The sequence below is a fragment of the Streptomyces sp. EDA2-14 genome (genome assembly GCF_054963755.1).
The window spans coordinates 26,856-52,570 of record NZ_JBUEGE010000016.1; the positions used below are offsets into that span (position 1 = coordinate 26,856).

General features: G+C 70.9%; 29 protein-coding genes. 18 read left to right on the top strand and 11 right to left on the bottom strand.

Annotation, left to right across the window (positions count from 1 at the left end):
* Positions 1 to 40: 40 nt before the first annotated feature.
* Positions 41 to 544 (bottom strand): hypothetical protein, encoded by a 504-nt coding sequence (locus ACY34M_RS30195; protein ID WP_462721631.1) that lies wholly within the window; start codon positions 542 to 544, stop codon positions 41 to 43.
* Between the two features lie 155 nt (positions 545 to 699).
* On the opposite strand from ACY34M_RS30195, the gene ACY34M_RS30200 reads away from it, so the two are divergent.
* From ACY34M_RS30200 to ACY34M_RS30210, 3 genes are all read left to right on the top strand, one after another.
* Positions 700 to 2,055 carry an aminotransferase class III-fold pyridoxal phosphate-dependent enzyme gene (locus tag ACY34M_RS30200; protein ID WP_462721630.1) on the top strand — a complete coding sequence of 452 codons (1,356 nt, stop codon included), beginning with the start codon at positions 700 to 702 and terminating at the stop codon, positions 2,053 to 2,055.
* 592 nt (positions 2,056 to 2,647) lie between these two features.
* On the top strand, positions 2,648 to 3,331 hold the full coding sequence (locus ACY34M_RS30205) for a GntR family transcriptional regulator (RefSeq protein WP_462721629.1): 684 nt from the start codon (positions 2,648 to 2,650) through the stop codon (positions 3,329 to 3,331).
* A 125-nt stretch (positions 3,332 to 3,456) separates the two neighbouring features.
* Complete coding sequence (locus ACY34M_RS30210) at positions 3,457 to 4,107, top strand: hypothetical protein (RefSeq protein ID WP_462721628.1); 651 nt, start codon at positions 3,457 to 3,459, stop codon at positions 4,105 to 4,107.
* Between the two features lie 121 nt (positions 4,108 to 4,228).
* Here the strand turns inward: ACY34M_RS30210 and ACY34M_RS30215 are convergent, their stop codons facing one another.
* Entirely contained in the window at positions 4,229 to 4,993 is a 765-nt protein-coding gene (locus ACY34M_RS30215; RefSeq protein WP_462721627.1) for an SLATT domain-containing protein, read from the bottom strand.
* A 346-nt stretch (positions 4,994 to 5,339) separates the two neighbouring features.
* Here ACY34M_RS30215 and ACY34M_RS30220 point away from each other — a divergent pair, with 346 nt between their 5' ends.
* The 7 genes from ACY34M_RS30220 (at position 5,340) to ACY34M_RS30250 (ending at position 11,728) form a co-directional block, all read left to right on the top strand.
* The gene (locus tag ACY34M_RS30220; protein WP_306318458.1) at positions 5,340 to 5,684 is read left to right on the top strand and encodes a YbaB/EbfC family nucleoid-associated protein; all 345 of its coding nucleotides are present in this window, start codon (positions 5,340 to 5,342) and stop codon (positions 5,682 to 5,684) included.
* Positions 5,685 to 5,778: 94 nt separating this feature from the next.
* Entirely contained in the window at positions 5,779 to 6,378 is a 600-nt protein-coding gene (gene recR, locus ACY34M_RS30225; RefSeq protein WP_306318459.1) for a recombination mediator RecR, read from the top strand.
* On the top strand, positions 6,371 to 7,039 hold the full coding sequence (locus ACY34M_RS30230) for a DUF5063 domain-containing protein (RefSeq protein ID WP_462721626.1): 669 nt from the start codon (positions 6,371 to 6,373) through the stop codon (positions 7,037 to 7,039). Before recR ends, ACY34M_RS30230 begins: the two co-directional genes overlap by 8 nt.
* Before the next feature lie 224 nt (positions 7,040 to 7,263).
* Positions 7,264 to 8,550, top strand: coding sequence for an aspartate kinase (locus ACY34M_RS30235; RefSeq protein WP_462721625.1), 1,287 nt, complete (start codon positions 7,264 to 7,266; stop codon positions 8,548 to 8,550).
* Positions 8,550 to 9,620, top strand: a complete 1,071-nt coding sequence (locus tag ACY34M_RS30240; protein ID WP_462721624.1) for an aspartate-semialdehyde dehydrogenase — start codon at positions 8,550 to 8,552, stop codon at positions 9,618 to 9,620. The genes ACY34M_RS30235 and ACY34M_RS30240 overlap by 1 nt, the downstream gene beginning before the upstream one ends.
* A gap of 408 nt (positions 9,621 to 10,028) precedes the next feature.
* Entirely contained in the window at positions 10,029 to 10,607 is a 579-nt protein-coding gene (locus tag ACY34M_RS30245) for a SigE family RNA polymerase sigma factor (RefSeq protein ID WP_462721660.1), read from the top strand.
* Complete coding sequence (locus ACY34M_RS30250) at positions 10,604 to 11,728, top strand: hypothetical protein (protein WP_462721623.1); 1,125 nt, start codon at positions 10,604 to 10,606, stop codon at positions 11,726 to 11,728. Before ACY34M_RS30245 ends, ACY34M_RS30250 begins: the two co-directional genes overlap by 4 nt.
* Before the next feature lie 89 nt (positions 11,729 to 11,817).
* Here ACY34M_RS30250 and ACY34M_RS30255 read toward each other — a convergent pair whose 3' ends face one another.
* From ACY34M_RS30255 to ACY34M_RS30280, 6 genes are all read right to left on the bottom strand, one after another.
* Positions 11,818 to 12,600, bottom strand: coding sequence for an SURF1 family protein (locus ACY34M_RS30255; protein WP_462721622.1), 783 nt, complete (start codon positions 12,598 to 12,600; stop codon positions 11,818 to 11,820).
* 67 nt (positions 12,601 to 12,667) lie between these two features.
* Positions 12,668 to 14,488, bottom strand: a complete 1,821-nt coding sequence (locus ACY34M_RS30260) for a S9 family peptidase (RefSeq protein WP_462721621.1) — start codon at positions 14,486 to 14,488, stop codon at positions 12,668 to 12,670.
* 308 nt (positions 14,489 to 14,796) lie between these two features.
* On the bottom strand, positions 14,797 to 15,597 hold the full coding sequence (locus ACY34M_RS30265) for an SDR family oxidoreductase (protein ID WP_462721620.1): 801 nt from the start codon (positions 15,595 to 15,597) through the stop codon (positions 14,797 to 14,799).
* A complete protein-coding gene (locus tag ACY34M_RS30270) occupies positions 15,594 to 17,261 on the bottom strand; it encodes an FAD-binding dehydrogenase (RefSeq protein WP_462721619.1) in 1,668 nt (555 codons plus the stop codon). The genes ACY34M_RS30265 and ACY34M_RS30270 overlap by 4 nt, the downstream gene beginning before the upstream one ends.
* Positions 17,258 to 17,860, bottom strand: a complete 603-nt coding sequence (locus ACY34M_RS30275; RefSeq protein WP_462721618.1) for a TetR/AcrR family transcriptional regulator — start codon at positions 17,858 to 17,860, stop codon at positions 17,258 to 17,260. The genes ACY34M_RS30270 and ACY34M_RS30275 overlap by 4 nt, the downstream gene beginning before the upstream one ends.
* A gap of 76 nt (positions 17,861 to 17,936) precedes the next feature.
* Entirely contained in the window at positions 17,937 to 18,521 is a 585-nt protein-coding gene (locus ACY34M_RS30280) for a TMEM165/GDT1 family protein (RefSeq protein WP_462721617.1), read from the bottom strand.
* Positions 18,522 to 18,876: 355 nt separating this feature from the next.
* Between ACY34M_RS30280 and ACY34M_RS30285 the strand changes: the two genes are divergently transcribed.
* Together ACY34M_RS30285 and ACY34M_RS30290 are read left to right on the top strand one after the other, a co-directional pair.
* Positions 18,877 to 19,920 carry a peptidoglycan DD-metalloendopeptidase family protein gene (locus ACY34M_RS30285; protein ID WP_462721616.1) on the top strand — a complete coding sequence of 348 codons (1,044 nt, stop codon included), beginning with the start codon at positions 18,877 to 18,879 and terminating at the stop codon, positions 19,918 to 19,920.
* 95 nt (positions 19,921 to 20,015) lie between these two features.
* Entirely contained in the window at positions 20,016 to 20,279 is a 264-nt protein-coding gene (locus ACY34M_RS30290) for a hypothetical protein (protein ID WP_462721615.1), read from the top strand.
* A 155-nt stretch (positions 20,280 to 20,434) separates the two neighbouring features.
* Here the strand turns inward: ACY34M_RS30290 and ACY34M_RS30295 are convergent, their stop codons facing one another.
* Both ACY34M_RS30295 and ACY34M_RS30300 read right to left on the bottom strand, forming a co-directional pair.
* Positions 20,435 to 20,842, bottom strand: a complete 408-nt coding sequence (locus tag ACY34M_RS30295) for a rodlin (RefSeq protein WP_462721614.1) — start codon at positions 20,840 to 20,842, stop codon at positions 20,435 to 20,437.
* A gap of 259 nt (positions 20,843 to 21,101) precedes the next feature.
* Positions 21,102 to 21,512: a rodlin gene (locus tag ACY34M_RS30300; RefSeq protein WP_462721613.1), complete on the bottom strand. Its 411-nt coding sequence runs from the start codon at positions 21,510 to 21,512 to the stop codon at positions 21,102 to 21,104.
* Positions 21,513 to 21,789: 277 nt separating this feature from the next.
* Between ACY34M_RS30300 and ACY34M_RS30305 the strand changes: the two genes are divergently transcribed.
* The 6 genes from ACY34M_RS30305 (at position 21,790) to ACY34M_RS30330 (ending at position 25,064) form a co-directional block, all read left to right on the top strand.
* The gene (locus ACY34M_RS30305; RefSeq protein ID WP_462721612.1) at positions 21,790 to 22,200 is read left to right on the top strand and encodes a rodlin; all 411 of its coding nucleotides are present in this window, start codon (positions 21,790 to 21,792) and stop codon (positions 22,198 to 22,200) included.
* 435 nt (positions 22,201 to 22,635) lie between these two features.
* Entirely contained in the window at positions 22,636 to 22,875 is a 240-nt protein-coding gene (locus ACY34M_RS30310) for a chaplin (protein WP_462721611.1), read from the top strand.
* 215 nt (positions 22,876 to 23,090) lie between these two features.
* Entirely contained in the window at positions 23,091 to 23,387 is a 297-nt protein-coding gene (locus ACY34M_RS30315) for a hypothetical protein (RefSeq protein WP_462721610.1), read from the top strand.
* A 116-nt stretch (positions 23,388 to 23,503) separates the two neighbouring features.
* Positions 23,504 to 24,007, top strand: a complete 504-nt coding sequence (locus tag ACY34M_RS30320; RefSeq protein ID WP_462721609.1) for a DUF5949 family protein — start codon at positions 23,504 to 23,506, stop codon at positions 24,005 to 24,007.
* A 49-nt stretch (positions 24,008 to 24,056) separates the two neighbouring features.
* Entirely contained in the window at positions 24,057 to 24,686 is a 630-nt protein-coding gene (locus ACY34M_RS30325) for a vitamin K epoxide reductase family protein (RefSeq protein ID WP_462721659.1), read from the top strand.
* Between the two features lie 126 nt (positions 24,687 to 24,812).
* Positions 24,813 to 25,064, top strand: coding sequence for a chaplin (locus tag ACY34M_RS30330; RefSeq protein WP_462721608.1), 252 nt, complete (start codon positions 24,813 to 24,815; stop codon positions 25,062 to 25,064).
* Positions 25,065 to 25,149: 85 nt separating this feature from the next.
* On the opposite strand, the gene ACY34M_RS30335 is transcribed toward ACY34M_RS30330, so the two are convergent.
* Positions 25,150 to 25,644, bottom strand: coding sequence for an SsgA family sporulation/cell division regulator (locus ACY34M_RS30335; protein WP_462721607.1), 495 nt, complete (start codon positions 25,642 to 25,644; stop codon positions 25,150 to 25,152).
* Positions 25,645 to 25,715 lie beyond the last annotated feature (71 nt).

The window sequence follows — 25,715 nt, forward strand, 5'->3', positions numbered from 1 at the left end:
CGGACACCCCCCGGCCGGGTCCTGCCGACGTCAGCTGTCCTCAGTCGTCATCGTCGTCGTCCGGGACCTCGGTGGCCCGGGGCACGCCCGAACCCGCCGCGCACCGGATCTCGTAGTGCCGGTCGTGGCCGTCGTCGTCGTCCGAGGGCTCCGCCTCCAGCTTGGCCACGCGCCCCGGACCGCGTACGACGTCGTCGTCATCGATCTCGAAGCCGTCCGACGGGCTCCACGCCACCAGGTACACGCTGCCGTCGGCCCCGCACTCGACCGTCGCGGAGCCGCCCGTGAAGCGGAGCGTGCGGCGCTGGTCGGCGGGGGCCGGGGCGGCGGAGGAGGCGTCGGCGCGGGGTGTCGTCGCCTGCGCCGAGGCCAGGGCGCGGTGCACCGCGGCGTCGTCGAGCGGATGGCCGTGCGTGCCGGTCCCGGCGTTCGCGTCGGAGCCCGCCAGCTGCCAGGCGCCGAGGGCGCCCGCCGCCGTTCCTACGGCGACCCACGCCGCGGTCACGGCCACGTTGCGCCAGCGGTGCGCGATCGGCTGTCTCATGCCGACCAGCGTGCCCGACGGTTTCCTAACGCCACGCTAAAAGCAGCTCAGGAAGGGGCGGCGAGAGGTGGGGCGACAGACTGTCGGGTTCGGCGGCGTCCCACAGACAGGACGCCGATGGTGTGCCGGTGCGCCGCCCCTTTACCCTCGGCCCCATGACCCCTCAGCCGAATCCCCAGGTCGGCGCCGCCGTGAAGGCCGCGGACCGCAAGCACGTCTTCCACTCCTGGTCGGCACAGGAGCTGATCGACCCGCTGGCCGTCGCCGGTGCCGAAGGCTCCTACTTCTGGGACTACGACGGAAACCGCTACCTCGACTTCACCTCCGGCCTCGTCTACACGAACATCGGGTACCAGCACCCGAAGGTCGTCGCGGCGATCCAGGAGCAGGCCGCGAAGATGACGACCTTCGCCCCGGCCTTCGCCATCGAGTCGCGCTCCGAGGCCGCACGCCTCATCGCCGAGCGCACCCCCGGCGACCTCGACAAGATCTTCTTCACCAACGCGGGCGCCGACGCCGTCGAGCACGCCCTTCGCATGGCCCGTCTGCACACGGGCCGCCCGAAGGTGCTCTCCGCGTACCGCTCGTACCACGGCGGCACCCAGCAGGCCATCAATGCCACGGGTGACCCGCGCCGCTGGGCCAGCGACACCGGCACCGCGGGTGTGGCCCGCTTCTGGGCCCCCTTCCTGTACCGCTCCCGCTTCTACGCGGAGACGGAGGAGCAGGAGTGCGAGCGCGCCCTGGAGCACCTGGAATCCACGATCCAGTTCGAGGGCCCGCAGACCATCGCGGCGATCATCCTGGAGACGATCCCCGGCACGGCGGGCATCATGCTGCCGCCGAAGGGCTACCTCGCCGGTGTCCGTGAGCTCTGCGACCGCTACGGCATCGTCTTCATCCTCGACGAGGTCATGGCGGGCTTCGGCCGTACGGGCAAGTGGTTCGCCGCCGACCTCTACGACGTGACGCCGGACCTGCTGACCTTCGCGAAGGGCGTGAACTCGGGGTACGTCCCGCTGGGCGGCGTCGCGATCTCGGGCGCGATCGCGGAGACGTTCGCCAAGCGCCCCTACCCGGGCGGCCTGACCTACTCCGGCCACCCGCTGGCCTGCGCGGCCGCGGTCGCCACCATCAACGTGATGGAGGAGGAGGGCATCGTCGACCACGCGGCGAAGCTGGGCTCCGAGGTCATCGAGCCGGCCCTGAAGGAGCTCGCCGAGCGGCACCCGTCGGTGGGCGAGGTGCGCGGCGTCGGCATGTTCTGGGCGCTTGAGCTGGTACGTGACCGGGCCACGCGCGAGCCCCTCGTGCCGTACAACGCGGCGGGCGAGGCGAACGCCCCCATGGCGGCATTCGGCGCCGCCGCCAAGGCCAACGGCCTGTGGCCCTTCATCAACATGAACCGCACCCACGTGGTCCCGGCCCTCAACATCACCGAGGCGGAGGCCAAGGAAGGCCTCTCGTCCCTGGACGCCGCCCTCTCCACGGCAGACGAACACGTGTCGTAACCACGGGTCCGGGTCGGGGGACCGGCGGACCGGCGGACCGGGGGGGACTATCCCGTCTCCCCGTCCCCCCCGTCTCCCCGTCGTCTCCCCGTCCCCCCGGCCCTCTCCCACCCGCCCGCCCCCTCCGGGGGCATCGGCCACACGGGGTGCCGCCACCAGCCCTGGCCAATCTGCCGCCACCCCGCCCCGGGCCCTCCGGTACCGACCGAGCCTTGGCCAATCTGCCGCCGAAACGGCTCCCCACCCGCGGCGGACGGGCCGCCTTCTCGCCTTGGGCAGTCGACCGCCACCGCCTTGGGCAATCTGCCGCCTTGGGCGGCAGGGTGGGCAAGGCGGCCCCCGGTGCCGCGCAACGGGTATTACGGGCGCCGACCCCGGTACAGGTGGAAACCCCGGTGCCGCGCAACGGGTATTACGGGCGCCGACCTCGGCACAGGTGGAAACCCCGGTGCCGCGCAACGGGTACTGCGGGCGCCGACCCCGGCACAGGTCGACCCCCCCCGGGCCCGCGCAACAGGCGGACCGTCACCACAGGCGTAACCTGACCAGCCACACCGAACCGCCCGCCCAGCCGAACCGGGGGACCCGACCCGTGCCCGCATCCGACGGCCCCGCCGTCACCCGCTCCACCCTGCGCCAGCAGATCGCGGACGCACTGCGCGACGAAATCCTGGCGGGCCGCCTCACCCCCGGCCAGGAATTCACCGTCAAGGAGATCGCCGACGGCTACGGCGTATCGGCCACCCCGGTCCGCGAGGCCCTCGTCGACCTGAGCGCCCAGGGCCTCCTCGACTCCGCGCAACACCGCGGCTTCCGCGTCCACGAGTACTCGTTCACGGACTACCGCGCGATGATCGAGGCCCGCAGCCTGGTCGCCGACGGAATCTTCCGCGGCCTCGCCGAGGACCCGTCCCGCGCCCCGCAGAAGGCCGCCGACCTCGCCGGCGTCCGCCGCCGCGGCGAGGAGGCGTCCCGCGCCGCGACGGCCGGCGACCTGAACGTCCTCATCGGCTACGACCTGCGTTTCTGGCGCGAACTCTCCGCCCTCTTCGGCAACCCGTACCTCTCCGACTTCTTCCACCGCCTGCGCGTCCAGTCCTGGATGTGCGCGGTCCCGCACCTGCGCTCCGCGGGCGATCTCAGGGGCCGTCTGTGGTCGGGCCACTGCGCCCTGGTCGACGCACTCGCGAACCACGACCCCGACGCCGCGCACGCGCTCATCGCCTCGTACAACGACGACTCGCTCTCCTTGATCGAGACTCTGACGGGCAGGTGAGCGGGTACGGCGGCGACAACGGGTCGGCGCAAGACAGGTCAACCCTGCCGCGCATCGCACTACCCTGATGACGACGCCGATACCGTCCACCGCGCCGGAGCACTCCGGAGCACTGAGGAGCCCCCTTGGCCTGTGACCTGTGGCTCGTCCCCCTGGTCGACGTGCTGTGCCACAGCCCCGACAATCCGTTCGCCGACGAACTCGCGCTCTACGACAAAGCGTTGAACGAGGCAGGACTGCCACCGGTGCCGGTCCACGCGTACATGCCGGGTCTGTCCGGGGACGTGGCGCCGATCGCGGGTTTCGACTACGACGCGCTGCACTTCCTGCGTCGCGCGTATCTCCTGCAGATCTGCGGGCTCGCGGTGACGCCGGTCGACGAACTGGGCGGCGATTACGAGCAACTCCTGGAGATGTTCGAGTCGACGGCCCAGAGTTCCCACCTGGTCTGGCATTACGACCACGCGGGTGCGTACGTTCCCGTGGACTTTCCCGAACCGCTCTCGAACGACGAACTCCTTGCGGGAGGCGGGCCGTTGGGCTCGTCGCACGCGCTGTTGCGGGAACTGGAGTTCGTGGCGCCGTCCATCGGTATCGACCCCGCCAATCCGCCGCAGCCGCCGGCGCCGCCTGCCGCACCGACCTCGTTGGAGGAACCGGCGGCGGCCGTTCCGCCGGACGACAGTCCGTTCGCCCGTGAGCGGCATGTCTGGTTGGGGCTTCACCAGGCGGCGACGCGCAGTCTCGCCCAGAGCTCCATGCTCATCTTCAGCTGACCGGACCCGTTGCGCCCACCCGTCCCCACGCCACGGGGCTCCACCCCGGACCCCACGCCTCAATCGCCGGCGGGGCTTGATCGGCTCACCCGCCGCCGGGCCTTGAGCAGCGGAACGGCGGCTACCGGGGCTCCGGCGGGCGTTGGCGGGGCATGTTGGGGCGGGTGCCAGGGGGGAGGGGGAAGCGGCTGCTGGGCTGGTCCGCGGGGCGGGACGCCGGGACGGACGCCTGCATCGTCAGCGGCGCGGGACCGGACTTGAACTCGACCATCCAGTCCGCCGTCTCGGCCCGCACCAGCTCCGTCACGTCGTCCGAGAACCGCCGCAGCACCCCGAGGCACCGCTCGGCGGCCTCACTGGCCGTCCCCTCGGTCGGGCCGAGCACCTCTCGTACGTTCTCCGAGGCCCAGTCGAACTGGAGCACCTGCAACCGCCGCTGCACGGCCTGCGCCGTGGCCACATCCCGTATCCACCCGGACGTCAGACCGAAATACCGGTCGCACCCGACGCACGCCACCGCGAGCAGCAGCGACAGATACCCCCAGGGGGCCGCCCCGGCGAGGACACCCGTCAGGTCGAGCAGCGGAAGCACCCCGCCGCAGACCGCCCCGAGCACGGTGCCGGTGCGCAGCGCCCGCGCGCCCCGCCGCTTCCAGACCCGGTCCGAGAGGTACCAGTCCGCCGTGCGCAGGGCGCCCTGCTCGACCCAGCGGTACAGCTCGTCGAGCCGCTCGGCGGGCTCGCCCCAGTCGCCGAGCGGGAGCGTGCGCCCGGTGAGATCGCCCTGCCGGGGGACCTTCTCGCCGTGGCCGCCCCGGTCGCCGTCCTTGCCCGCGCCCGACCCCTCCTGGGGTGCACCTTCGGGCTGCATCTCCGGCTGACTCACCCGGAACTCCCTCGACAGATCACGGCTGGGGCCAGGGCCCGCACTCGTCGTCAGGTCCTGATGTGCAGCATCTTCCTACCGCCCAATGGGTGGCCGAACCCCAGTTTTCACCGGATCTCCGCCCGGAAGTGGTCTCGCATCAGGTATAGAAAGCAACCCATCTCACTCGAAAGAGTGCAGACCGGAAATGAGGCCCCGCATGCCCCGGGAGGCTTCAGGTCGCCGGGGCGGGCGGCCCCACGACCACGTAGGCTCGGATCCAGGGGCAGCGGCGGACAACCGCGCACACAGGCCCCGCCCCGTCGTCGTGCAACGGACCGGAAGCGGACCGGAACAGGAGCTGATCGTGATCCCCGGTGGTGGCCAGCCCAATATGCAGCAGCTGCTCCAGCAGGCCCAGAAGATGCAGCAGGACCTCGCGCAGGCTCAGGAGGAGCTGGCGCAGACCGAGGTCGAGGGCCAGGCCGGCGGCGGTCTCGTCAAGGCGACGGTGACCGGCGGCGGTGAACTGCGGGGCCTCGTGATCGACCCGAAGGCGGTCGACCCGGAGGACACCGAGACCCTCGCCGACCTGGTGGTCGCGGCGGTCGCGGCGGCCAACGAGAACGCGCAGACGCTCCAGCAGCAGAAGCTCGGCCCGCTCGCGCAGGGCCTCGGTGGCGGCAGCGGCATTCCGGGTCTCCCCTTCTGACCCTGCCGCCAACTACCGTACGTACCAAGACACAGCACCAGCAGAGGACACCGGCGGACGGCGTATCTGTTGGCACAGGAAAGCGACGGAATCCGTGTACGAAGGCGTGGTCCAGGACCTCATCGACGAGTTGGGCAGGCTGCCCGGCGTCGGTCCCAAGAGCGCGCAGCGGATCGCCTTCCACGTGCTGCAGGCGGAGCCGACCGACGTACGGCGGCTCGCGCAGGCCCTGATGGAGGTCAAGGCGAAGGTCCGCTTCTGTGCGACGTGCGGCAACGTCGCGCAGGAAGAGCTGTGCAACATCTGCCGCGACCAGCGGCGCGACGGTTCCGTCATCTGTGTCGTGGAGGAGCCCAAGGACGTCGTCGCGATCGAGCGCACCCGTGAGTTCCGCGGGCGGTACCACGTGCTCGGTGGCGCGATCAGTCCGATCGAGGGCGTGGGCCCGGACGATCTGCGGATAAGGGAGCTTCTGGCCCGTCTCGCGGACGGCACGGTCACGGAGCTCATCCTCGCCACCGACCCGAACCTCGAGGGCGAGGCCACAGCGACGTACCTCGCCCGCATGATCAAGCCCATGGGCCTGAAGGTCACCCGCCTGGCCAGCGGCCTCCCCGTCGGGGGCGACCTGGAGTACGCGGACGAGGTGACCCTCGGCCGCGCCTTCGAGGGGAGAAGACTCCTAGATGTCTAAGACACCACAGAAGCCACCGCAGGGTTCGGACCCCGACGACTTCGCCGTCCAGATCTCGGACCAGATCGAGTCGTTCATCGTGGCCGTGACCGAGATCGCCAAGGGCGACGAGCCGGACTCGGCGGTGCCCTTCCTGCTGCTCGAGGTCTCCCAACTGCTGCTCGCCGGCGGCCGGTTGGGTGCGCACGAGGACATCCTTCCGGACGAGCGCTACGAGCCCGACCTGGGCGCTGAGCCGGACATGGACGACCTGCGCGAGCGGCTCGCCGCGATGCTCGACCCGGTCGACGTGTACTCCGAGGTCTTCGACCCGTACGAGCCGCGCAAGGCGCCGGTCGCCGCGCGGATCTCGGACGATCTGGCGGACGTCGTCTCCGATCTGCGGCACGGCATGGCGCACTACCGCGCGGGCCGGATCACCGAGGCGCTGTGGTGGTGGCAGTTCTCGTACTTCTCCAACTGGGGCTCGACGGCCTCGGCGACGCTGCGCGCCCTGCAGTCCCTGGTCGCCCACGTCCGCCTCAACCAGCCCCTCGACGACCTCGACGGCCTCGACACCGACGAGGACCTGTCGACGGCGGAGGGCACGCTGGAGGAGGAAGCGGGCCAGGTCATGGCGGAGGAGATCGCGGGTCCCCTGGGGCTGCGCCCGGTCAAGTAACCGTCTGTGACCCGCGCCACTTCCCCGGTTGCCCCGGCAGGGTCTGGGCATGCGACTGTCCGAGCGGCCGGATGTCGGCAAACGGAAACCTGGGTGATCAGGTCGTGGGCGGGACATCTCACGATGTGATATAGCCGGGGCGGATTTCGGCCGCTCGTTAAACTGAGCCGACCGCAGTGCGCATACGTACATGCGGTGACAGACGGACTGAGCGAGGAGCGCACGTGGGCCTTGTCGTGCAGAAGTACGGAGGCTCCTCCGTTGCAGATGCCGAGGGCATCAAGCGGGTCGCCAAGCGCATCGTCGACGCCAAGAAGAACGGCAACCAGGTTGTCGTTGTGGTGTCCGCGATGGGCGACACGACGGATGAGTTGATCGATCTCGCCGGGCAGGTTTCCCCGATTCCTGCCGGGCGCGAATTCGACATGCTGCTGACCGCCGGAGAGCGGATCTCCATGGCCTTGCTGGCGATGGCGATCAAAAACCTGGGCCACGAGGCCCAGTCGTTCACGGGCAGTCAGGCCGGAGTCATCACCGACTCGGTCCACAACAAAGCGCGGATCATCGACGTCACGCCGGGGCGCATCCGGACCTCGATCGACGAGGGCAACATCGCCATCGTCGCCGGGTTCCAGGGCGTCAGCCAGGAGGGCAAGAACATCACGACCCTGGGTCGTGGTGGGTCCGACACCACCGCTGTCGCCCTCGCCGCCGCGCTCGACGCCGAGGTCTGCGAGATCTACACGGACGTCGACGGCGTGTTCACCGCCGACCCGCGCGTCGTGAAGAAGGCGCGGAAGATCGACTGGATCTCCTTCGAGGACATGCTGGAGCTCGCCAGCTCCGGGTCGAAGGTGCTGCTCCACCGCTGTGTGGAGTACGCCCGTCGGTACAACATCCCGATCCACGTCCGCTCCAGCTTCAGTGGGCTGAAGGGCACGTGGGTCAGCAACGAGCCGATCGAGAAGAACCAGCAAGGGGAAAAGGGCGTGGAGCAGGCCATCATCTCCGGTGTCGCGCACGACACCTCCGAGGCGAAGATCACCGTCGTCGGGGTTCCGGACAAGCCGGGCGAGGCCGCGAAGCTCTTCCGGGCCGTCGCGGACGCCCAGATCAACCTCGACATGATCGTGCAGAACGTGTCGGCGGCGTCGACCGGTCTCACCGACATCTCCTTCACGCTCCCCAAGACCGAGGGCCGCAAGGCCATCGACGCCCTGGAGAAGCAGAAGGCCGCCGTCGGCTTCGACTCGCTGCGTTACGACGACCAGATCGCCAAGATCTCCCTCGTCGGCGCCGGCATGAAGACCAACCCGGGCGTCACCGCCGGGTTCTTCGAGGCGCTCACCGACGCCGGGGTGAACATCGAGCTGATCTCGACCTCCGAGATCCGCATCTCGGTCGTCACGCGTGCCGACGACGTGAACGAGGCGGTGCGCGCCGTGCACTCCGCCTTCGGTCTCGACTCGGACTCCGCCGAGGCCGTGGTCTACGGAGGCACCGGCCGCTGATGGCCGAGGCTTCCGCCGGGCGCCCGACGCTCGCGGTCGTGGGAGCGACCGGGAGCGTCGGCGCCGTTCTGCTGCAGATCCTTTCGCAGCACGCGGACATCTGGGGCGAGATCCGGCTCGTGGCCTCCGAGCGCTCGGCGGGGCGCAAGCTCACCGTGCGCGGTGCGGAGACCGAGGTCCTCGCCCTGACGGAGTCCGTCTTCGACGGGGTCGACGTCGCCATGTTCGACGTACCCGAGCACGTGTCCGCGCAGTGGGCGCCCATCGCCGCCGCCAAGGGCGTCGTGGTGGTGGACAACTCGCCCGCCTTCCGGATGGATCCGGACGTGCCGCTCGTCGTGCCCGAGCTGAATCCGCACGCCGCGCGCGTGCGGCCGCGCGGCATCATCGCCAACCCCAACTGCACGACGCTCTCGATGATCGTGGCGGTCGGGGCCCTGCACGCCGAGTTCGGCCTCCGGGAACTGGTCGCGTCCAGCTACCAGGCGGTGAGCGGGGCGGGCCGCGCCGGGGTCGAGACGCTGCGGGCGCAGCTCTCCCTCGTGTCCGGTTCCGAGCTCGGTACGACACCGGGCGATCTGCGGCGGGCCGTCGGTGACCGGACGGGCCCCTTCCCCGAGCCCGTGGCGCTCAATGTCGTGCCGTGGTCGGGCGTCCTGTGCGACGACGGCTGGTCGTCGGAGGAGATGAAGGTGCGGGACGAGTCCCGCAAGATCCTCGGCCTGCCTGACCTGAAGGTCGCGGTCACCTGCGTCCAGGTGCCCGTCGTCACCACGCACTCCCTCACCGTCCACGCCCGCTTCCAGAGCGAGGTCACCGTGGACCGGGCCCGCGAGATCCTCGCGACCGCGCCGGGCGTCGTGCTCTTCGACAATCCGGCCGCCGGAGAGTTCCCCACGCCCGCCGACGCGGTGGGCACCGATCCGACGTGGGTGGGGCGTGTCCGGCGCTCGCTCGACGACCCGGCCGGGCTCGAACTCTTCGCATGCGGGGACAATCTGCGCAAGGGTGCCGCTTTGAACACCGCGCAGATCGCCGAACTGGTCGCCGCCGAGCTCGCGGCGATGTGAGCTGCGGCTCTTTCCTCGCCCGTGATGCGGGCAGCCCCTTCCCAGCCACGGATCTGATCGTAAGATTCTGTGTGAGTTTTGTGTAAGACGTTTTCCCTCCCCGTCCTGCAACCACCCGCAGGGCGGGGAGCGTCTTTGCGGTCGCCCTACTGAAGCGTCGACCGGCATCGGGCATACGGGGCATGAGGGGGAAGTGGTGCGCATGTCGGGATTCGGTACGGCGTCGTCGGTGGGGACGACGAGGTTCGTCGCAAATGGGGCGCCGGACGCGTACAACCCTGACGGGGGGAAGCTTGTCCAACAGGCGTGGCAGAAGTACTGGACTTCACAGCGGTACGGGCGACGGGCGCGGCCCTTCGTCCGCCCCTCGCACCCCTCGGCACCCGGCGCGTCCGCGCAGCCGGCGGCATGCCGGTGATCGCTCCCATGCCAGCGGCACGCCCGGCGCGCGTTCCGGCACAGGCGCAGGGTGCTGACGAGTCGATGACGCAGGCCGGTACCTCCGTCGACCATCTCACCGAGACCTATCGTGCCCACTACCGCTCCCTGCTGGGGCTCGCGGCGCTGCTTCTCGACGACACCGCCTCCTGCGAGGACGTCGTGCAGGAGGCGTTCATCCGCGTGCACTCGGCGCGCAAGCGCGTCCGCGACCCGCAGAAGACGCTCGCGTACCTGCGCCAGACCGTCGTGAACCTGTCGCGGTCCACGCTGCGCCGCCGCATCCTCGGCATGAAGCTGCTCACCAAGCCGATGCCCGACATGGCGAGCGCCGAAGAGGGCGCGTACGACCTGCTGGAGCGGGACGCCCTGAAGAAGGCGCTGCGCGGGCTGCAGCGCCGCCAGCGCGAGGTCCTCGTCCTGCGCTACTTCGCGGACATGACCGAGGCGCAGGTCGCCGAGTCGCTCGGGATATCGCTCGGCTCGGTCAAGGCCTACGGATCGCGCGGAATCGCGGCGCTGCGCGTCGCCATGGAGGAGCCGGCATGAACCACCATCTCGACGGCGGCCCGGACCGGGCGGCCGACGAAGTGCGTGAGGCAGGCACGCACCCTCCGGAATCCCCGGATCCTGCCGAGCCCGGCGACGCCACCGAGGCGCCCGAAGCCGATGTGATCGGCACGGACGAGCTGGCGCTGCGGCGGATGATGCGGCAGGCCGTCTCGGAGATCGAGCCGTCGGACGAGGCCCTCGACGCGCTGCGGCGCGCCGTCCCGGCCCGCCGTGCGCGCAAGCGGCAGGCCGCCGTGGGCGCGATCGCCGTGGGTGTCTTCGCCGCGATGGCGGTGCCCGCGGTGCTGCACGTGACGAACCCCGACCCCTCCGGCGACCGGCCGTCCATCGCGGGCCACAGCGAGGCGACGCGCGGCGGGGCGACCTCGGGCACGGAGTCCGGCGGCACGGGACAGAGCGACGCGGGAAAGCCGTCCCGCTCGAAGGACAAGGACAAGGACGCCGAGCACGACAAGAAGGGCGACGGGCGCAAGGCCGGGGGCGGCGCCACCGGGGGACCCGACACCGGGTCCACCGCGGCCGCCACCTCGCCGACCTGTGAGGCGAGCGAGCTGGGCAGGCCGGTGGCGAGCGTCGGCGCGCCCGGGGCGGACGGCAAGGTCTACGGCTCGTTCCGCGTCGCGAACGTCTCGGGCGCCAACTGCACCGTCGACAACGCCGGATCCGTGGTCACCGTCGCGCAGGGCGCGGCCGACCCGGCCAGGGTGAGCGTCGTCGACCACACCTCCGGCGACGGCTCGGGGCTGCCCGACCCGTCGACCGAGCCGAGCCGGATGGTCCTCGAACCGGGCAAGGCGTACGAGGTGCGGTTCGCGTGGGTGCCCTCGGGATCCTGCTCTGCGCCGGGCGGCGGCAGCGGGGGCGGCAGCGTCGATCCGTCTCCCACGCCCACGGAGTCCGGGGACGGCACGGACAGCGGGGACGCGACGACCGGCGCCGAGAACCAGACGACGACGCAGCTGGGCTCCGAGGAGGGCGACGAGGGGAGCGTCGCGGTCTCCCACACCCCGGAACCGGGCTCCCCCACGGCAGCAGCAACCATCTCGGACACCTGCGCCGGCACCCTCTACCGCACGGGTTTGCTACCGGCGTCCTAGCTCAGGCCCTGCCGACGGACAAATCAAGCCCCTGCGGCGATTGAGCAGCGGGGTCCGGGGCAGAGCCCCGAGGCGTAGGGACGATTCCGCTAGACCAACGCCGACGGCTCCGGCTCCGTAATACCCAACTCCGCATCCCGGAGGGCCTCCGCCTCGCGCCGCACCAGCCGGAACCACATGAACACCACGAACCCCGCGAACACGAACCACTCACCCGTGTACCCGAGGTTCTGGAACGCCTTGAGGTCGAGCCCGCTCCCCTCCGGCGCGGAGGCCGGCACCGCGGTCATCCCCGAGTCCGCCTTGTCGAGCGTGACCCACCCGTCGTACACGTCGTACGGAACCAGGTTCACCAGCGACGCCGCACTGATCACGCCGACCTGCCCGGCCGGCAGGCCCCCGCCTGCGGACACCCCGCTGGAGGTCGCGGACTCCGAGGCCTGAAGCGCCCCGACGACCGTGACCTCGCCCTTCGGCGCGGCCGGCGCCTTCGCGGCGGACGCCTTCCCGGGCAGCCAGCCACGGACCACCGGCAGCGCCTTCCCGGAGCCCTCGACCTTGAGCAGCGTCACGACGTAGAAGCCGCTGCGGTCGTCGAGGTCCCGCTGGGGCACGAGGAGCTGCTTGCCGTAGTGCCCGGTCGCGGTGGCCCGCTTCCCGGAGGTCTTCTGGTCCACGGGCAGCAGCGAGGCGAGCGGCCGCGGCGCCGCCTTCTCGTTCACCTTGGACTGCTCGGCCGCGGACGCGTGGTCCTGCACCCGGTCCTCGAAACGACTGAGCTGCCACGAGCCCATGAAGATGCACACGGGGATCGCGAGCAGGACGAAGATGTTGATCCCCCACCAGCGCGGGGTCAGGAGGAACCGGTACACACCCCCACGGTACGGGGTCCGAAATAAAGACCCGTCCACCGGCCCCCGCCTGACCCGCTGCCACCGCTCACTTCGGCAAGTGGCGCCTCGCGAAGTCCAGTTCGAGCGCGACCTGCTTGATGCGCTCCTCGACGACGAGCGAGCCGTGACCCGCGTCGTACCGGTACACCTCGTGCGTCGCGTCGCGCGCCGCGAGCCGGTCCACGTAGTTGTCGATCTGCTGGAGCGGGCACCGCGGGTCGTTGACCCCCGCCGAGATGTAGACCGGCGCCTTCACGTCGTCCACGTACGTGAGCGGCGAGGACACCTGGTAGCGCTCGGGCACCTCCTCGGGGGAGCCGCCGAACAGCGTGCGGTCGAGGGCCTTGAGCGCCTCCATCTCGTCCTCGTACGCCGTCACGTAGTCGGCGACCGGCACCGCGGCCAGGCCCACGGCCCACGCTCCGGGCTGCGTGCCGACGCCGAGCAGCGTGAGGTAACCGCCCCAGGAGCCGCCCGCGAGGACGAGCCGCTCGGGGTCGGCGAGCCCGGAGTCGACGGCCCACTCGCGCACGGCCGCGATGTCCTCCAGCTCGATCAGGCCGACGCGGTGCTTGAGCGCGTCCGTCCACGCCCGCCCGTACCCGGTGGAGCCCCGGTAGTTGACCCGGACCACCGCGTACCCGTGATCGACCCAGGCCGCCGGGCCCGCCGCGAACGCGTCGGAGTCGTGCCAGGTCGGCCCGCCGTGGATCTCGAAGACGGTGGGCAGCGGCCCGCTCGCGCCCGCCGGCTTCTGCACGAGGGCGTGGACGCGGCCGCCGGGGCCCTCCACCCACACGTCCTCGACGGGGACGGAGGCCGGGGCCTTCATACCGGGCGGGTCGAGCACGACGTCACCCGTGGTGGAGCGCACGGCCGACGGCTCGGCGGCCGACGACCACAGGTACTCGACGCTGCCGTCGGGCCGCGCGGAGGCGCCCGAGACCGAGCCGACCGGGGTGTCGACCCTGGTCAGCGCGCCCGTCGCGAACTCGTAGCGCCACAGCTCGCCGCGGGCCTCGAATTCGTGCACGACCAGGAGCGCCGAGCCGTCCGGGTACCACTCCGCCGACACGTCGCCCGGCAGATCGAGCGCCAGGTCGGTCTCCTCGCCGGTGGCGACGTCCCACACCATCGGCTCCCAGCGGCCGCGGCGCTGATGCCCGACGAGCAGCCGGGTGTCGCCGGCCACGGGCGCGAAGCCGAGCACTTCGAGACCGAGCTCCTCGGTGCCGCCCTTGGAGTCGTCGAGCTCCGCGACCGTCGAACCGTCGAGCCGGACCACGCGCAGGGACCCGTGCATCGCGTCGCCGTGCTCGGTGTGCTCGATCGCGATCAGCGTGCCGTCGTGCGAGAGGTCGCCGACGCCCGCCGACTCGCGGTGCCGGTAGATCTCGGCGGGGGAGTCGGATCCGGGGCGCACGACGTGGATCGTCGTGCCGTCCTCGTCCGTGGAGCGGCCGATCACGACCGTGTGCCCGTCGCGGCCGAGGGCGAGCCCGGCGGGGTAGGACGGCGCGAGACCGGGAACCGCCTCGACGTCCTCGCCGCCCCCGAAGGGCTGGCGCAGCCAGGTCCCGAACTCGTCCCCGTCCGTGTCGTCGAACCACCAGATCCACGCGCCGTCGGGCGTGAGCACGCCGTCCGTCGTCCCGTTCGCCCGGTCCGTCGCGCGGCGCTGCTCGCCCGTCGCCCGGTCCCACGCGTACAGCTCGTACGTCCCCGTCGCGTTCGACACGAACAGGGAGCGGTCCGGTGCGTCCTCCGCCCAGTCGGGCAGCGAGACGCGCGGTGCCCGGAACCGCTTCTCCCAGTCGGGCATGGCCGCGTCGGGCGTGGGTGGCGTGGCTCCGTTGCTCTCAGTCATGGCCCCATAGTGCCTGGCTCCACCGACAATCGGCCGGGGAGCGGCTCGGCCCGACCGGAATGGTGCTTTCCGAGGGGAGCGGCCGGACCGAGCTTCGCAGGTGCTCCCGCTGGCTTGCGCCTGCTTGCCGTCTCCGGCGGCGCGCGAACGTGGGATGAACAGCACCGACGCAATTCATCCGTGCGACCGTGCGTGCTGCGACGGTGAAGCGAATGTACGCCCGCGCGCCCCGCCCCGGAACAGCACTCGCGCATATCCGTGGGAGCGGATCCGGCGGCCACGTCCAGGAGCCGCGACCGCCGTGGTCCCTACTTCAGCCCGTGCCTCCTGGCCACCATGCGTTCGGTCGCCGCGCGGGGCAGCGCCCGGCGCAGCGCGAAGACGAGGGGCGCGCCGCTGCCGACCGCGTAGAACGGCCTCGGCCGCCCCGCCTCGATCGCGGTGACGATCTTCGCGGCGACCTTCTCGGCCGAGATCCCGTGCGCCTCGTTGGAGTTGAGGGCGGCGAGCATCGTGTCGTAGGCGGCCCGGAAGGGCGAGTCCTTCGCCACGTACTGGGTGCGCCGCTCGCTGATACCGGTGGCGATGGAGCCCGGCTCGACCGTCGTGATCCCGACGCCGTACGGGGAGTACTCCCGCCGCGCCGCGCTCGCGAAGCCCTTGATCGCGGCCTTCGAGGCGACGTACGAGGAGCGGTACGCGAGCGGGAAGCTGGCCAGCATCGAGCCGACCATCACGACCCGGCCGCGCCGCCGCTCCCGCATCCCCGGCAGCAGCAGCTGGCTGAGCCGCACCGCCCCGAACACGTTGAGCTGGAACAGCCGCCGCACCGCGGCCATCGGCAGCTCCTCGAAGGGGCCGCTCTGCGATTCCCCGGCGTTGTTGACGAGCACGTCGACCTCGCCGGCCGCCCGCGCGCAGCTCTCGATGCTCTCCTCGTCGGCGAGGTCGAGCGGCAGGTACTCCACACCCGGCACCGGCGAGGCGATCTTCTGCGGGTCCCGGCTGGTGCCGTACACCTTGTAGCCGCGCCGCACGAGGGCCGCCGCGACCGCCGCCCCGATGCCCGAAGAGGCCCCCGTCACCAGGGCCGTGCCCCGCGTACTCATGCGAGGCTCCGCGCGAGCGCGCGCCCCGCGGCGCGTCCGGAGAAGATGCAGCCGCCGAGGAAGGTCCCTTCGAGGGCGTTGTACCCGTGCACGCCGCCGCCGCCGAACCCGGCGACCTCCCCGGCCGCGTAGAGCCCTTCGAAGACGGACTTGTCGGGCCGCACGACCTGCGAGTCGAGGTTCGTCTCCAGACCGCCGAGCGTCTTGCGCGTCAGTACGTGCAGGCGTACGGCGATCAGCGGGCCCTGCGCCGGGTCGAGGAGGCGGTGCGGTTTGGCGACGCGGGTGATGCGGTCCGGCAGGTACGAGCGGGCGTTGCGGACCGCCATCAGCTGGAGGTCCTTGGAGTAGCCGTTGTCGACCTCCCGGTCGCGCGCGACGATCTCCCGCTCGATCTGCTCGTAGGAGACGGGCGTCGACGGCGTCAGTTCGTTCATCCCGGCGACGAGGTCCTTCAGGTTCCGCCGAACGACGAAGTCCTCGCCCTTGTCGAGGAACGCCTGGATCGGGCCCGGCGCGCCCTTCTTCACGCGCTGGAGCACCAGCTTGAGGTCCTTGCCGGTGATGTCGGGGTTCTGCTCGCTGCCGGAGAGCGCGAACTCCTTCTCCACGATGGCGCGGGTGAGGATGAACCAGGTGTGGTCGTGCCCGGTCCCGGTGATGTGCTTGAGCGTGGCGAGGGTGTCGTGACCGGGGAAGAGCGGCGCGGGCAGCCGCCTGCCCTCCGCGTCCAGCCACAGCGAGGAAGGGCCGGGGATGATCCGGATGCCGTGGCCCGGCCAGATCGGGTCCCAGTTCTTCAGGCCCTCGGTGTAGTGCCACATCCGGTCGCGGTTCACGAGGGACGCTCCGGCCCCCTCGGTGATCTCCAGCATCCGCCCGTCGACGTACGCGGGGACGCCGGTCACCATGGACTCGGGCGCGGGGCCGCCCATCCGCTCGACGGGCCAGTTCTTCCTGACCAGTTCGTGGTTGCCGCCGATGCCGCCGGAGGTCACGATCACGGCTTTGGCGCGCAGTTCGAAGTCGCCGGCGGTCTCGCGGGACGAGGCGACACCGCGCGCGGCGGCGGAGGGTTCGAGGAGTGAGCCGCGCACGCCGACCGCGGCGCCGTTCTCCACGATCAACTCGTCGACCTGGTGCCGGTACTTGAACTCGACGAGCCCGCGCTCGGCGGCCGCGAGCACCGGCTCCCGGAACACGCGTACGACCTCGGGCCCCGTCCCCCACGTGATGTGGAAGCGCGGCACCGAGTTCCCGTGCCCGGTGGCGGTTCCGGAGCCGCGCTCGGCCCAGCCGACGTTCGGGGTGACCTTCAGCCCGAGCCCGTACAGGTAGTCCCGCTTCTCCCCGGCCGCGAACCGCACATACGCCTCGGCCCACTTGCGCGGCCAGTGGTCCTCGTCCTCGCGGTCGAATCCGGCGGAGCCGAGCCAGTCGGCGAGGGCCAGCTCGTAGGAGTCCTTGATGCCCATCCGCCGCTGCTCGGGGGAGTCGACGAGGAAGAGCCCGCCGAGCGACCAGTACGCCTGGCCCCCGAGGTTCGCCTCGTTCTCCTGGTCGACCAGCACGACGCGCTTGCCCGCGCGAGTGAGCTCGTACGTCGCGACGAGCCCGGCGAGACCGGCCCCCACGACGATGACATCGGCATTGGTGTCACTCATGCGCTCTCCAACGGTGTGCTGTAGGCGTCCAGTACGTTCATGAAGAGGGCCTCGCGACGGGCCCGTACGGCCGCGTCGTCCGGCTGCAGCAGAACCTGCACGGAGGTCCCGTCGTGCACGGCCACCAGGGCGTCGCCCAGGGCCCGTTCGTCGGTGACGCGGCGGCCGAGCCGGCCGAGGGCGGTCACGAACACCGGCAGGATCGCGTCGCGGATGGCCTCCTCGCGGGCGGCCATCACCCGGCGCAGGCCCGGATTGCGCAGTGCGTGCGCGGTGAACTCGGCGGTGATCCGGAACCAGGCGTCGTCGACCGGGGTGGCGTCGATCGCGGCGCGCACCGCGGTCTCGGGATCGTCCGGGTCGACACCGGAGAGGGCAGCCCGCACGTCATCGAGCATCCGCGCGGAGCGCTCCTCCCACAAGGCGAGAAACAGCTCGTCGAGCGAGGAGAAATTCGAGTAGAAAGCGCCGCGGGTGAAACCGGCGCGCTCACAGACCTGTTCGACGGTGGAGCGCCCGAAGCCCTCCGCGGCGAACACGTCGAGCGCGGCGTCGAGCAGCCGCTGCCGCGTCCGCGCACGCCGCTTGGTGACCGGCATCCTCGCCTCCCCGGTTGGATACGCGAACGTATTCGATACGTTCGTGTATCCACAAGGGGTGTGCGCGGGCGGTGCGTCAGCCGACGAAGATCTCCACGAACGACCACACGGCGAGCCCCAGCATGCACAGGCCGCCGATGCGCTGGACGGTCTTGAGCGGCACCCGCTTGGCGATGAACCGGCCCGCGATCAGGGCGAGTCCGGAGACGGAGATCAGCGCGGCGAACGAGCCGATGGCGGTCGACCAGGTGCCACTGGTGGCGGCGAGGTTGGCGGTGGTGATCTGGGTGAGGTCGCCCCACTCGCCGATGAAGACGGCCATGAAGGCGGTGCCGAAGACCGGCCAGAAACCGTTGACGGTCTTCGCGCCCGCCTCGTCGTTCTCGTCGTCGTCCCCGCCGCGCAGCAGCATGAAGGCGCCGAACAGGAACAGCAGGCCGGAGACCAGCTTCACGATCCAGCCGGGCAGCAGTCCGAGCAGCGATCCCGCGCCGACCGCGATCGCGACGTGCACGAGGAACGCGGCGGAGGTGCCGAACCAGACGTAGAGCGGCTTCATCCGGGTGCCCATGGCCAGTGAGGCGAACATGGTCTTGTCCGGGAGTTCGGCGAGGAAGATCAGCCCGAAGGCGGTGACGATCGCCAGGGGATCGAGATCCATGGGGAGGCTTTCTGTGTGGGCCGGGCCGACGCGCTCCCCACCCACTGCGACGGGAGGACCACTCGACCCGGCAGCGGACACACGTAGACGCACCACGTGTGCTGTGTACTGCCTGGTCGAAGGTCTCGCCCACCCGTACCGCCCCGTGGCGGTCCGAGCCCGGCCACCGGGAACCCTGGGGCTCCAGTGTGTCGACGACCGGTTTGCGGGGCTACTCCCCTTCGCTTGCTCCATTAAGGGTACACGGCGGGCGATCAACGCTCAGATTCCCGTCCCGTACGTCCTCTTTTGCGACAGTCGGTCGATGCGATGTGTACGACGGAACGGGACGAGGCGTACAGGGACGGCCACGGTCGTGACCGCGGTGCTCGCCGCACTGCTCCTCTCCGGCACGGGCACAGGACCGGCGGCCGCGGACGACGGGCCGGGCATCGGACGGCTCTCGGCCCGCGCGGACCGGCTGATGCGGGAGGCGTCGCACGCCGTCGCGGCGCACGAGAAGGCCCGGCACGCCGTGCGGACCGGCGAGCGCAGGCTCAAGGACGTCACCCGGCGCCAGGCCGCCGAACAGCGCCGCCTCGACGCGCTCAGGGCCACCCTCGGCCGCCAGGCCCGCAGCGAGTACCAGGGCTCCTCGGGCCTCGGCACGGTGCTGCCGCTGCTCACCTCCTCCTCCCCGCGGCGGGCCCTCGACGCGGCCGTCCGCGCGGGCCGCGGCGACCGCGCCGCCCGGCAGCTCACCGACCGCGCCACGAGGTCCAGGGACCGGATCGCCGAGCGGCGCGCCGAGTCCGCCCGCCTGGTGAAGGGCTTGCGGGAGCAGGCGCGGCGCCGCGCGACGGCCCGCGCCGACGTCGAGGCGAAACTGGCGAAGGCCGAGGCGGAGGTGCGGCGGGCCAGGGCCCGGTCGCTCGCCGCCGCCGGGCCGATGCCGACGGGGGGCGGCAACTGCGCGCGCGGCGACGTCGGCGAGCAGCAGCGGGCCGGCAAGGGACGGACCTGGGTGAAGCCGGTGAGCCCCGCGCCGCTCTCCGCGGGCTTCGGCTCGGGCGGGCACCTGTGGTCGCACACGCACACCGGTCAGGACTTCGCCGTGCCCACCGGGACGCCGGTGCGGGCGGTCGGCGCGGGCACCGTCGTCAGCACCGGCTGCGGCGACGGCTTCGGGAACCAGGTGGTCGTCCGGCACGCCGACGGCTACTTCACGCAGTACGCGCATCTGTCCCGGATCGGCGTCGCGGCCGGTGACCGGCTCGCCGCGGGCGAGGTTCTCGGCCTGTCCGGCGCGACCGGCAACGTCAGCGGCCCCCATCTGCACTTCGAGGTGCGGATCACGCCGCAGTTCGGCTCGGGCATCGACCCACTGCCGTGGCTGCGGGCCCGCGGGGTCCAGGTGTGACCGGTGGGCCGACGGGTGTTCGGGTCGATTGGACCTGACGGGTGGGCGCCCCGTGCCACCCGTATCCGCCGCCGCTCGGGCGCCGTTAACCGGACATGATCTCTACTCGACGAGCCCTCAGCGCCGTTCTCCTCGCCGTCGGGGCCGCGGCGGTCGCCACCCCCGCCGCCCAGGCCGCCGAACCCATCTCGCCCACCGGGACCCTCGACTCGCTGTCCACGATGGCGATTCCGGACGACCAGAAGGCGGAGCTGCCCAGCACCGCCGAGCAGCTCTCCGGGCTCAACCACCTGAACGACCTGCACCAGGCCACCGACCTCGTGGCACCGGTCACCGGACTGCTGCCGGCGATCCAGTAGCGCGAGCACCCGGCACGAAGGCATCCAACGCGAAGGTGCCCAACACGAAGGCGGTGGACCGGAATCGGTCCACCGCCTTCGTCGTGCACTGACGTACGGAATGCCGTACGGGCGAGGGGCGGCAGCCGCGTGGTGGCGACCGCCCCTCAACCGGCTCAGTGGTTGCCGGTGCCGTTCCCGGTGAGGACCGGGATGTCGCTCAGGATGTGCGAGAGCGGCTCGTCGCCCTTGGCCTGGGTCGAGTTCTCGGTGCACTGCTGGTTCTGCGGGGCCGACAGGATCGGGATGTCCTGGACCGCGACCGGCACGACGCCGACGATCGAACCGGCGTTGACCTTCGCCGGCAGGCCGACGCAGGGCTTGTTCAGCGAACCCTGGACGAGGCCGAGCTGCGGGCTCATGTCGCCGGCCGTCTCGGAGTTGCCGTACGTCTGCGACGAGCCGTTGCCGCTCGTCGAGGTCGTGCCCTGGTCGTCACCGATGGCGAGAGCCTGGGGCGCGGCCACAGCCGACAGACCGGCGACGGAAGCAGCGATCGTGGCGGCTGCGAAGAGCTTCTTCATGGGTGTTCCCTTTCGATACGCGCGCTCCGGATACGGAGCTACGTTTGGTCAACTGGATTGCATTCCGGGCAGTTGCGGACCGAAACCCGTTCGGACCATTTGCCCGGGAGCCAATCGCGGGAAATTCGGCACTGTGCGCGACCTCCCGAACATCCGGACGCAGCGGATCAAAAGGCTCGTACAGCTACCTATTTCCGGCACGGGCCGGGACAGCGGATCGGGCCGCCGGTTCGGGCGGCCCGACCGGTGCGTCGGATTCTCAGTTGTTGCCGACGCCGTTGCCCGCGAGGACCGGGATGTCGTCCAGGACGTGCGACAGCGGCTCGTCGCCCTTGGCCTGGGTGGAGTTCTCGGTGCACTGCTGGTTCTGCGGGGCCGACAGGATCGGGATGTCCTGGACCGAGACCGGCACGACGCCGACGAGGGAGCCGAGGTTGGCCTTGGCCGGCAGGCCGATGCAGGGCTTGTTCAGCGAACCCTGGATCAGGGCCATCTGCGGGCTCATGTTCCCGTACGTGGCGGAGTTGCCGTACGTCTGAGAGGCGTTGTTGCCGCTCTCGGACGTGGTGCCGCCGTCGTTGCCGACAGCCAGGGCCTGCGGGGCGGCGGCCGCCGCGATACCGACGAGCGACGCGGTGGCCGCCGCGGCGGCCATAGCCTTCTTCAGCATGAGGAATTCCCCTTCTTTTTCCGTCTGGGAGCACTTGTATCAACTGCCTGCCGCGCCATCGGTTGCTCAGGTTCACCCGGACGGGGAGGGATCGATTCCGATTCACGGCCGAGTTGGATGAAATGAAAATCTCGCCGACGCGGGCCCACTACCGGGGCACGGGTGATCGAGCGGCATTCGGTGGCTGTCCGAACGGGTGGATATGCGGAACTATTTCCGCCCGCCGCAGTTGCGCCCTGTGCAGTAACCGGTGCCTGTCAGAAAAGGAAACAGATCCATGCTCAAGAAGGCCATGTCCGCCGCGGCGATCGCCGCCTCCGTCGTCGGCGTCTCCGCCGCTGCCGCGCCCCAGGCGCTCGCCATCGGCGACGACCAGGGCACCACGTCGGTCAGCGGCAACGGCTCGTCGCAGTCCTACGGCAACTCCCAGACCGCCGGGAACCTGAGCCCGCAGCTCGGCCTGGTCCAGGGCAGCCTCAACAAGCCCTGCATCGGCCTGCCGGTCAAGGGCAACGCCGGTTCGATCGTCGGCCTCGTGCCGGTCTCGGTCCAGGACATCCCGGTCCTGTCCGCGCCGCAGAACCAGCAGTGCACCGAGAACTCGACCCAGGCCAAGGGTGACGAGCCGCTGTCGCACGTCCTCGAGGACATCCCGGTGCTCGCCGGGAACGGTGTGGCGAACGGCTGATCAGCCAACACACACAGCTCGGGCCGCCGGCTTGTCTCATCTGCCGGCGGCCCGAGCTGTGTCATGGGGGCGCGCCGTGCGGAGGAGTCACGGGCGCCCGGGTCGGATCCGGGGCCGCCTCCCAACGGCGTGGAGCCGACGGCTGAAGGGAAGACGGCGCGGCCATTCTCATGACGGCCCCAGTGGACCACCGGGGCGCCGCCCCGGGAGAACCGGTTCACCCGTTCGCCCACGACGTCACCCCAAAGGGTCCGGACGGCCGAAGTCCCCGACGGGCCGACGACCTTCACGTACTCCCTGGTGGCACGCCGTGCCGGGCCGCCACGACGGTCCGTCACCCGTTCGGAGCCGCAACCCCTTGCCCCGCCGTGACGTTGCACCACGAGCCAGGCACTCGCGCTGGCCGAACAGTTCGACCCCCAAGGAGCATGCTTCATGTCGCGTACCGCGAAGGCAGTCGTCTTTTCCGCTGTGGCCGCCGCTGCCATGGCCGGCTCGGCCGGCATCGCCGCCGCCGACTCCGGCGCGCAGGGCGCTGCCACCAACTCCCCCGGCGTCATCTCCGGCAACGCCGTGCAGGTTCCGGTCCACGTGCCGGTCAACGCCTGTGGCAACACCGTTGACGTCATCGGTCTGCTGAACCCGGCGTTCGGCAACACCTGCGCCAACGACTGACGGGCCCAGCCCGACTCTTCCGCAGCCGCCCCTCCATGAGGGGCGGCTGCTCCGTTTATTGGCTCTTTCCGGGGGTTTTGCCGAGATACGGCACAACCCATGGGCCCGGACGCTCGTTGAACAAATCGAAGTGGGACACACCGGGCATCAAAAAATGCCTTGAACGGTGCATATTCCAAACCGATGACGCAGGTTATCGAGGGAAGGCAGAAATAATGAAGGTTCTGAAGACCGCCGCTGTTGTCGCCGGATCCATGGCGATTGTCGGTGCCGCCGCCCCGGCATTCGCCTCGGACCTCACTCCGATGAGCCTCAACGGCGCGGTGAACACGATCACCAGCCAGCCGACGCTCGACGTCGCGCCGGTGGACAGCAACCTTCTCGACCCGAACAACGACCAGGGCGCCGTCAGCACCGTCAAGGGCGCCGTCGACGGCGTGAGCAAGAGCGCCTCGGGCGGCTCCGACGCCGCTGCCCCCTCGGGTCTGCTCGGCGGTCTCCCCGTCGGCTGATGGTCGCCGCGTGGGGCCGCCCGGCGGCCCCTCCGCGAAATTCGCGAATCCAAGCGATTGAACCGATCGAGTGAATTGTGGTCGGTCTGCGAAGCGCATATGGCTACGCTTATTCGGTGACTTCGACACTGAGCAGCGAGCCCGCATTCAAAGTAGCCGACCTGGGAACTCTGGCGGTCATCGCCTGGAGTGGGGAACACAGCGACGGGAATGGTGACATTCCCTTTCTCCTCGCATATTCCATGGGTGATTCCCCGGCGGGCCCCGAAGCCGCGGAAGCGGCCGTGCGGGGCCTCCTGGAGACCAACGGCCTGACGGTGGGCACCACCGTCCACGACGCGGCGAGCCAGCCCCGGTTCCCCGTGTCCCTGCTGGTCGAGGCCGGTCAGGCCGTCGTCTCCATGCCGCTCCTGAACGCCCAGTGCCCCGTGCCGCCCGAGTGGCTGGCGGCGGCGGAGGCCCGCAAGAGCGCGTACTTCCTGTTCACGACGCGCGTCTGGCCCAGCGCCACCCCCGGATCGCCGGTCACCGAGGAGCAGTTGGCCGAGTTCGCGGGCGCCGAGGAGACCCTCACCGCGGCCGCGCACTGCCTGCTGCCCATCCGGCGCGTGCGCGCGTAGCCGGGAGGGTGAAGTGAGCGTCGACCACCGGCGGACGTCCGCGCCCGCCGTGCCCCCGCCGGGGAACCGGCACCGGAGCGCCGGGAGCACGCGGGAGGCCCCTCGGGCCGGGGGCGACCGGGCCCTCGCGTGGCTCCTCGTCGTCACCGGTGCCGCCGGGGTGCTCGCGTCGTGGGTCATCACCATCGACAAGTTCAAGCTGCTCGAGGACCCGAACTTCACGCCCGGGTGCAGCCTGAACCCGGTGGTCTCCTGCGGCAACATCATGAAGAGCGAGCAGGCCGCCGCGTTCGGTTTCCCCAACCCGATGCTCGGCCTCGTCGCCTACGGGCTCGTGGTCGGCGTCGGCGTGGGCCTGCTGACCGGGGTCCGCTTTCCCCGCTGGTACTGGCTGACCTTCAACGCGGGTGCGGCGTTCGGCGTCGTGTTCGTGACCTGGCTGCAGTTCCAGTCGCTGTACCGGATCAACTCGCTGTGCCTGTGGTGCTGTCTGGCCTGGGTGGCCACCATCGCCATGTTCTGGCACCTGGTCGCGTTCAACGTCCGCGGCGGCTTCCTGCCGGCGCCCCGAGGCGTACGGACCTTCTTCACGGACTTCCCCTGGGTGGCGCCCGTCGTCCACACCGGCGTCGTCGGCATGCTGATCCTGACCCGGTGGTGGGATTTCTGGACGGGCTGACACGGCGGGCCCGCATTGGGCCGACAGCGGGCTGACACGCCCCCCGTTGGCTCAATTATCCCGGTTTGAGGGGTGACAGCTGTGTGATTGGCACGTCATATTCCCTCACCTCTCTAGGGAGCAACGATGCGTGTTCGCGCATTCGCGGCCGCCGCTGTGCTGGCCGGAACCGCTGTTCTGGGAACCGCAGGCATGGCCGCCGCGGTGGACGGCCCCGACGGCGCCAGCGCCACCGGCGTCGCCCAGAACAGCCCCGGCGTGCTGTCCGGAAACGTGATCCAGGTTCCGATCGACGTTCCGATCAACGCGTGCGGCAACTCGCTCAACCTGGTGGCCCTGCTCAACCCGGCCGCGGGCAACTCCTGCGTCAACAGCTGAGCATTCGGATTCGGTTCGGACCCCCGGTCCGGACGAGCGGCGCCCGGAACGGCTTCGGCCGGTCCGGGCGCTGTTCTGTTGCCGCTCAGCTGTCGTCGCCCGGTGCCAGATCCCGCAGGGCGCGGTCGATGAGCCCCTCCAGGCGGCCCTCGCGCTCCGGCAGCATCCGCTCCGTCCGGTCGAGGAACGTCCTCAACGCGTCGTACGTCAGCACGATCTGGGGTTCGCCGGGTGCGCTGCGCAGGTCCACGACGACCAGCCGGTCGCGGCCGGGCGCGGGCACGGAGTAGGGCGCCACGCGTACGTCGCCGTCGCCCGCGGCCCGTTCCAGCCCGTCGAACAGCAGGTCCCGCGACAGCGGCCACAGCACCGAACCGGGCACACCCGCCTCGGCGCCGCCCCGGGCGGTCACCGTGACGGCCAGCGGATCCGTCAGCCGGAACCGCAGCTCCACCTCCGCCGGGTGGAACAGATCGTCGCCCCACCGGGCCATCGCCTTGATGACACCCACCAGTTCGTCCGGGCCGTCACCGGCGCCGGGTGCTTCGCCGGAACCGGGTGTGATGTCGTCCGCATCCATGGATCGCCCCCGCCGCTTCTGAGCAACGCGGCGATTCTTTCCGCGCTCATTGGCCCCTTCAACCAGATGTC

What these genes read in the sequence shown, in the direction of transcription:
- ACY34M_RS30195 (WP_462721631.1), bottom strand. Translation starts at nt 544, where the DNA reads ATGAGACAGCCGATCGCGCACCGCTGGCGCAACGTGGCCGTGACCGCG.
- ACY34M_RS30200 (WP_462721630.1), top strand. Translation starts at nt 700, where the DNA reads ATGACCCCTCAGCCGAATCCCCAGGTCGGCGCCGCCGTGAAGGCCGCG.
- ACY34M_RS30230 (WP_462721626.1), top strand. Translation starts at nt 6,371, where the DNA reads ATGTCTAAGACACCACAGAAGCCACCGCAGGGTTCGGACCCCGACGAC.
- ACY34M_RS30240 (WP_462721624.1), top strand. Translation starts at nt 8,550, where the DNA reads ATGGCCGAGGCTTCCGCCGGGCGCCCGACGCTCGCGGTCGTGGGAGCG.
- ACY34M_RS30245 (WP_462721660.1), top strand. Translation starts at nt 10,029, where the DNA reads ATGCCGGTGATCGCTCCCATGCCAGCGGCACGCCCGGCGCGCGTTCCG.
- ACY34M_RS30250 (WP_462721623.1), top strand. Translation starts at nt 10,604, where the DNA reads ATGAACCACCATCTCGACGGCGGCCCGGACCGGGCGGCCGACGAAGTG.
- ACY34M_RS30260 (WP_462721621.1), bottom strand. Translation starts at nt 14,488, where the DNA reads ATGACTGAGAGCAACGGAGCCACGCCACCCACGCCCGACGCGGCCATG.
- ACY34M_RS30265 (WP_462721620.1), bottom strand. Translation starts at nt 15,597, where the DNA reads ATGAGTACGCGGGGCACGGCCCTGGTGACGGGGGCCTCTTCGGGCATC.
- ACY34M_RS30270 (WP_462721619.1), bottom strand. Translation starts at nt 17,261, where the DNA reads ATGAGTGACACCAATGCCGATGTCATCGTCGTGGGGGCCGGTCTCGCC.
- ACY34M_RS30275 (WP_462721618.1), bottom strand. Translation starts at nt 17,860, where the DNA reads ATGCCGGTCACCAAGCGGCGTGCGCGGACGCGGCAGCGGCTGCTCGAC.
- ACY34M_RS30280 (WP_462721617.1), bottom strand. Translation starts at nt 18,521, where the DNA reads ATGGATCTCGATCCCCTGGCGATCGTCACCGCCTTCGGGCTGATCTTC.
- ACY34M_RS30290 (WP_462721615.1), top strand. Translation starts at nt 20,016, where the DNA reads ATGATCTCTACTCGACGAGCCCTCAGCGCCGTTCTCCTCGCCGTCGGG.
- ACY34M_RS30295 (WP_462721614.1), bottom strand. Translation starts at nt 20,842, where the DNA reads ATGAAGAAGCTCTTCGCAGCCGCCACGATCGCTGCTTCCGTCGCCGGT.
- ACY34M_RS30300 (WP_462721613.1), bottom strand. Translation starts at nt 21,512, where the DNA reads ATGCTGAAGAAGGCTATGGCCGCCGCGGCGGCCACCGCGTCGCTCGTC.
- ACY34M_RS30305 (WP_462721612.1), top strand. Translation starts at nt 21,790, where the DNA reads ATGCTCAAGAAGGCCATGTCCGCCGCGGCGATCGCCGCCTCCGTCGTC.
- ACY34M_RS30310 (WP_462721611.1), top strand. Translation starts at nt 22,636, where the DNA reads ATGTCGCGTACCGCGAAGGCAGTCGTCTTTTCCGCTGTGGCCGCCGCT.
- ACY34M_RS30315 (WP_462721610.1), top strand. Translation starts at nt 23,091, where the DNA reads ATGAAGGTTCTGAAGACCGCCGCTGTTGTCGCCGGATCCATGGCGATT.
- ACY34M_RS30330 (WP_462721608.1), top strand. Translation starts at nt 24,813, where the DNA reads ATGCGTGTTCGCGCATTCGCGGCCGCCGCTGTGCTGGCCGGAACCGCT.
- ACY34M_RS30335 (WP_462721607.1), bottom strand. Translation starts at nt 25,644, where the DNA reads ATGGATGCGGACGACATCACACCCGGTTCCGGCGAAGCACCCGGCGCC.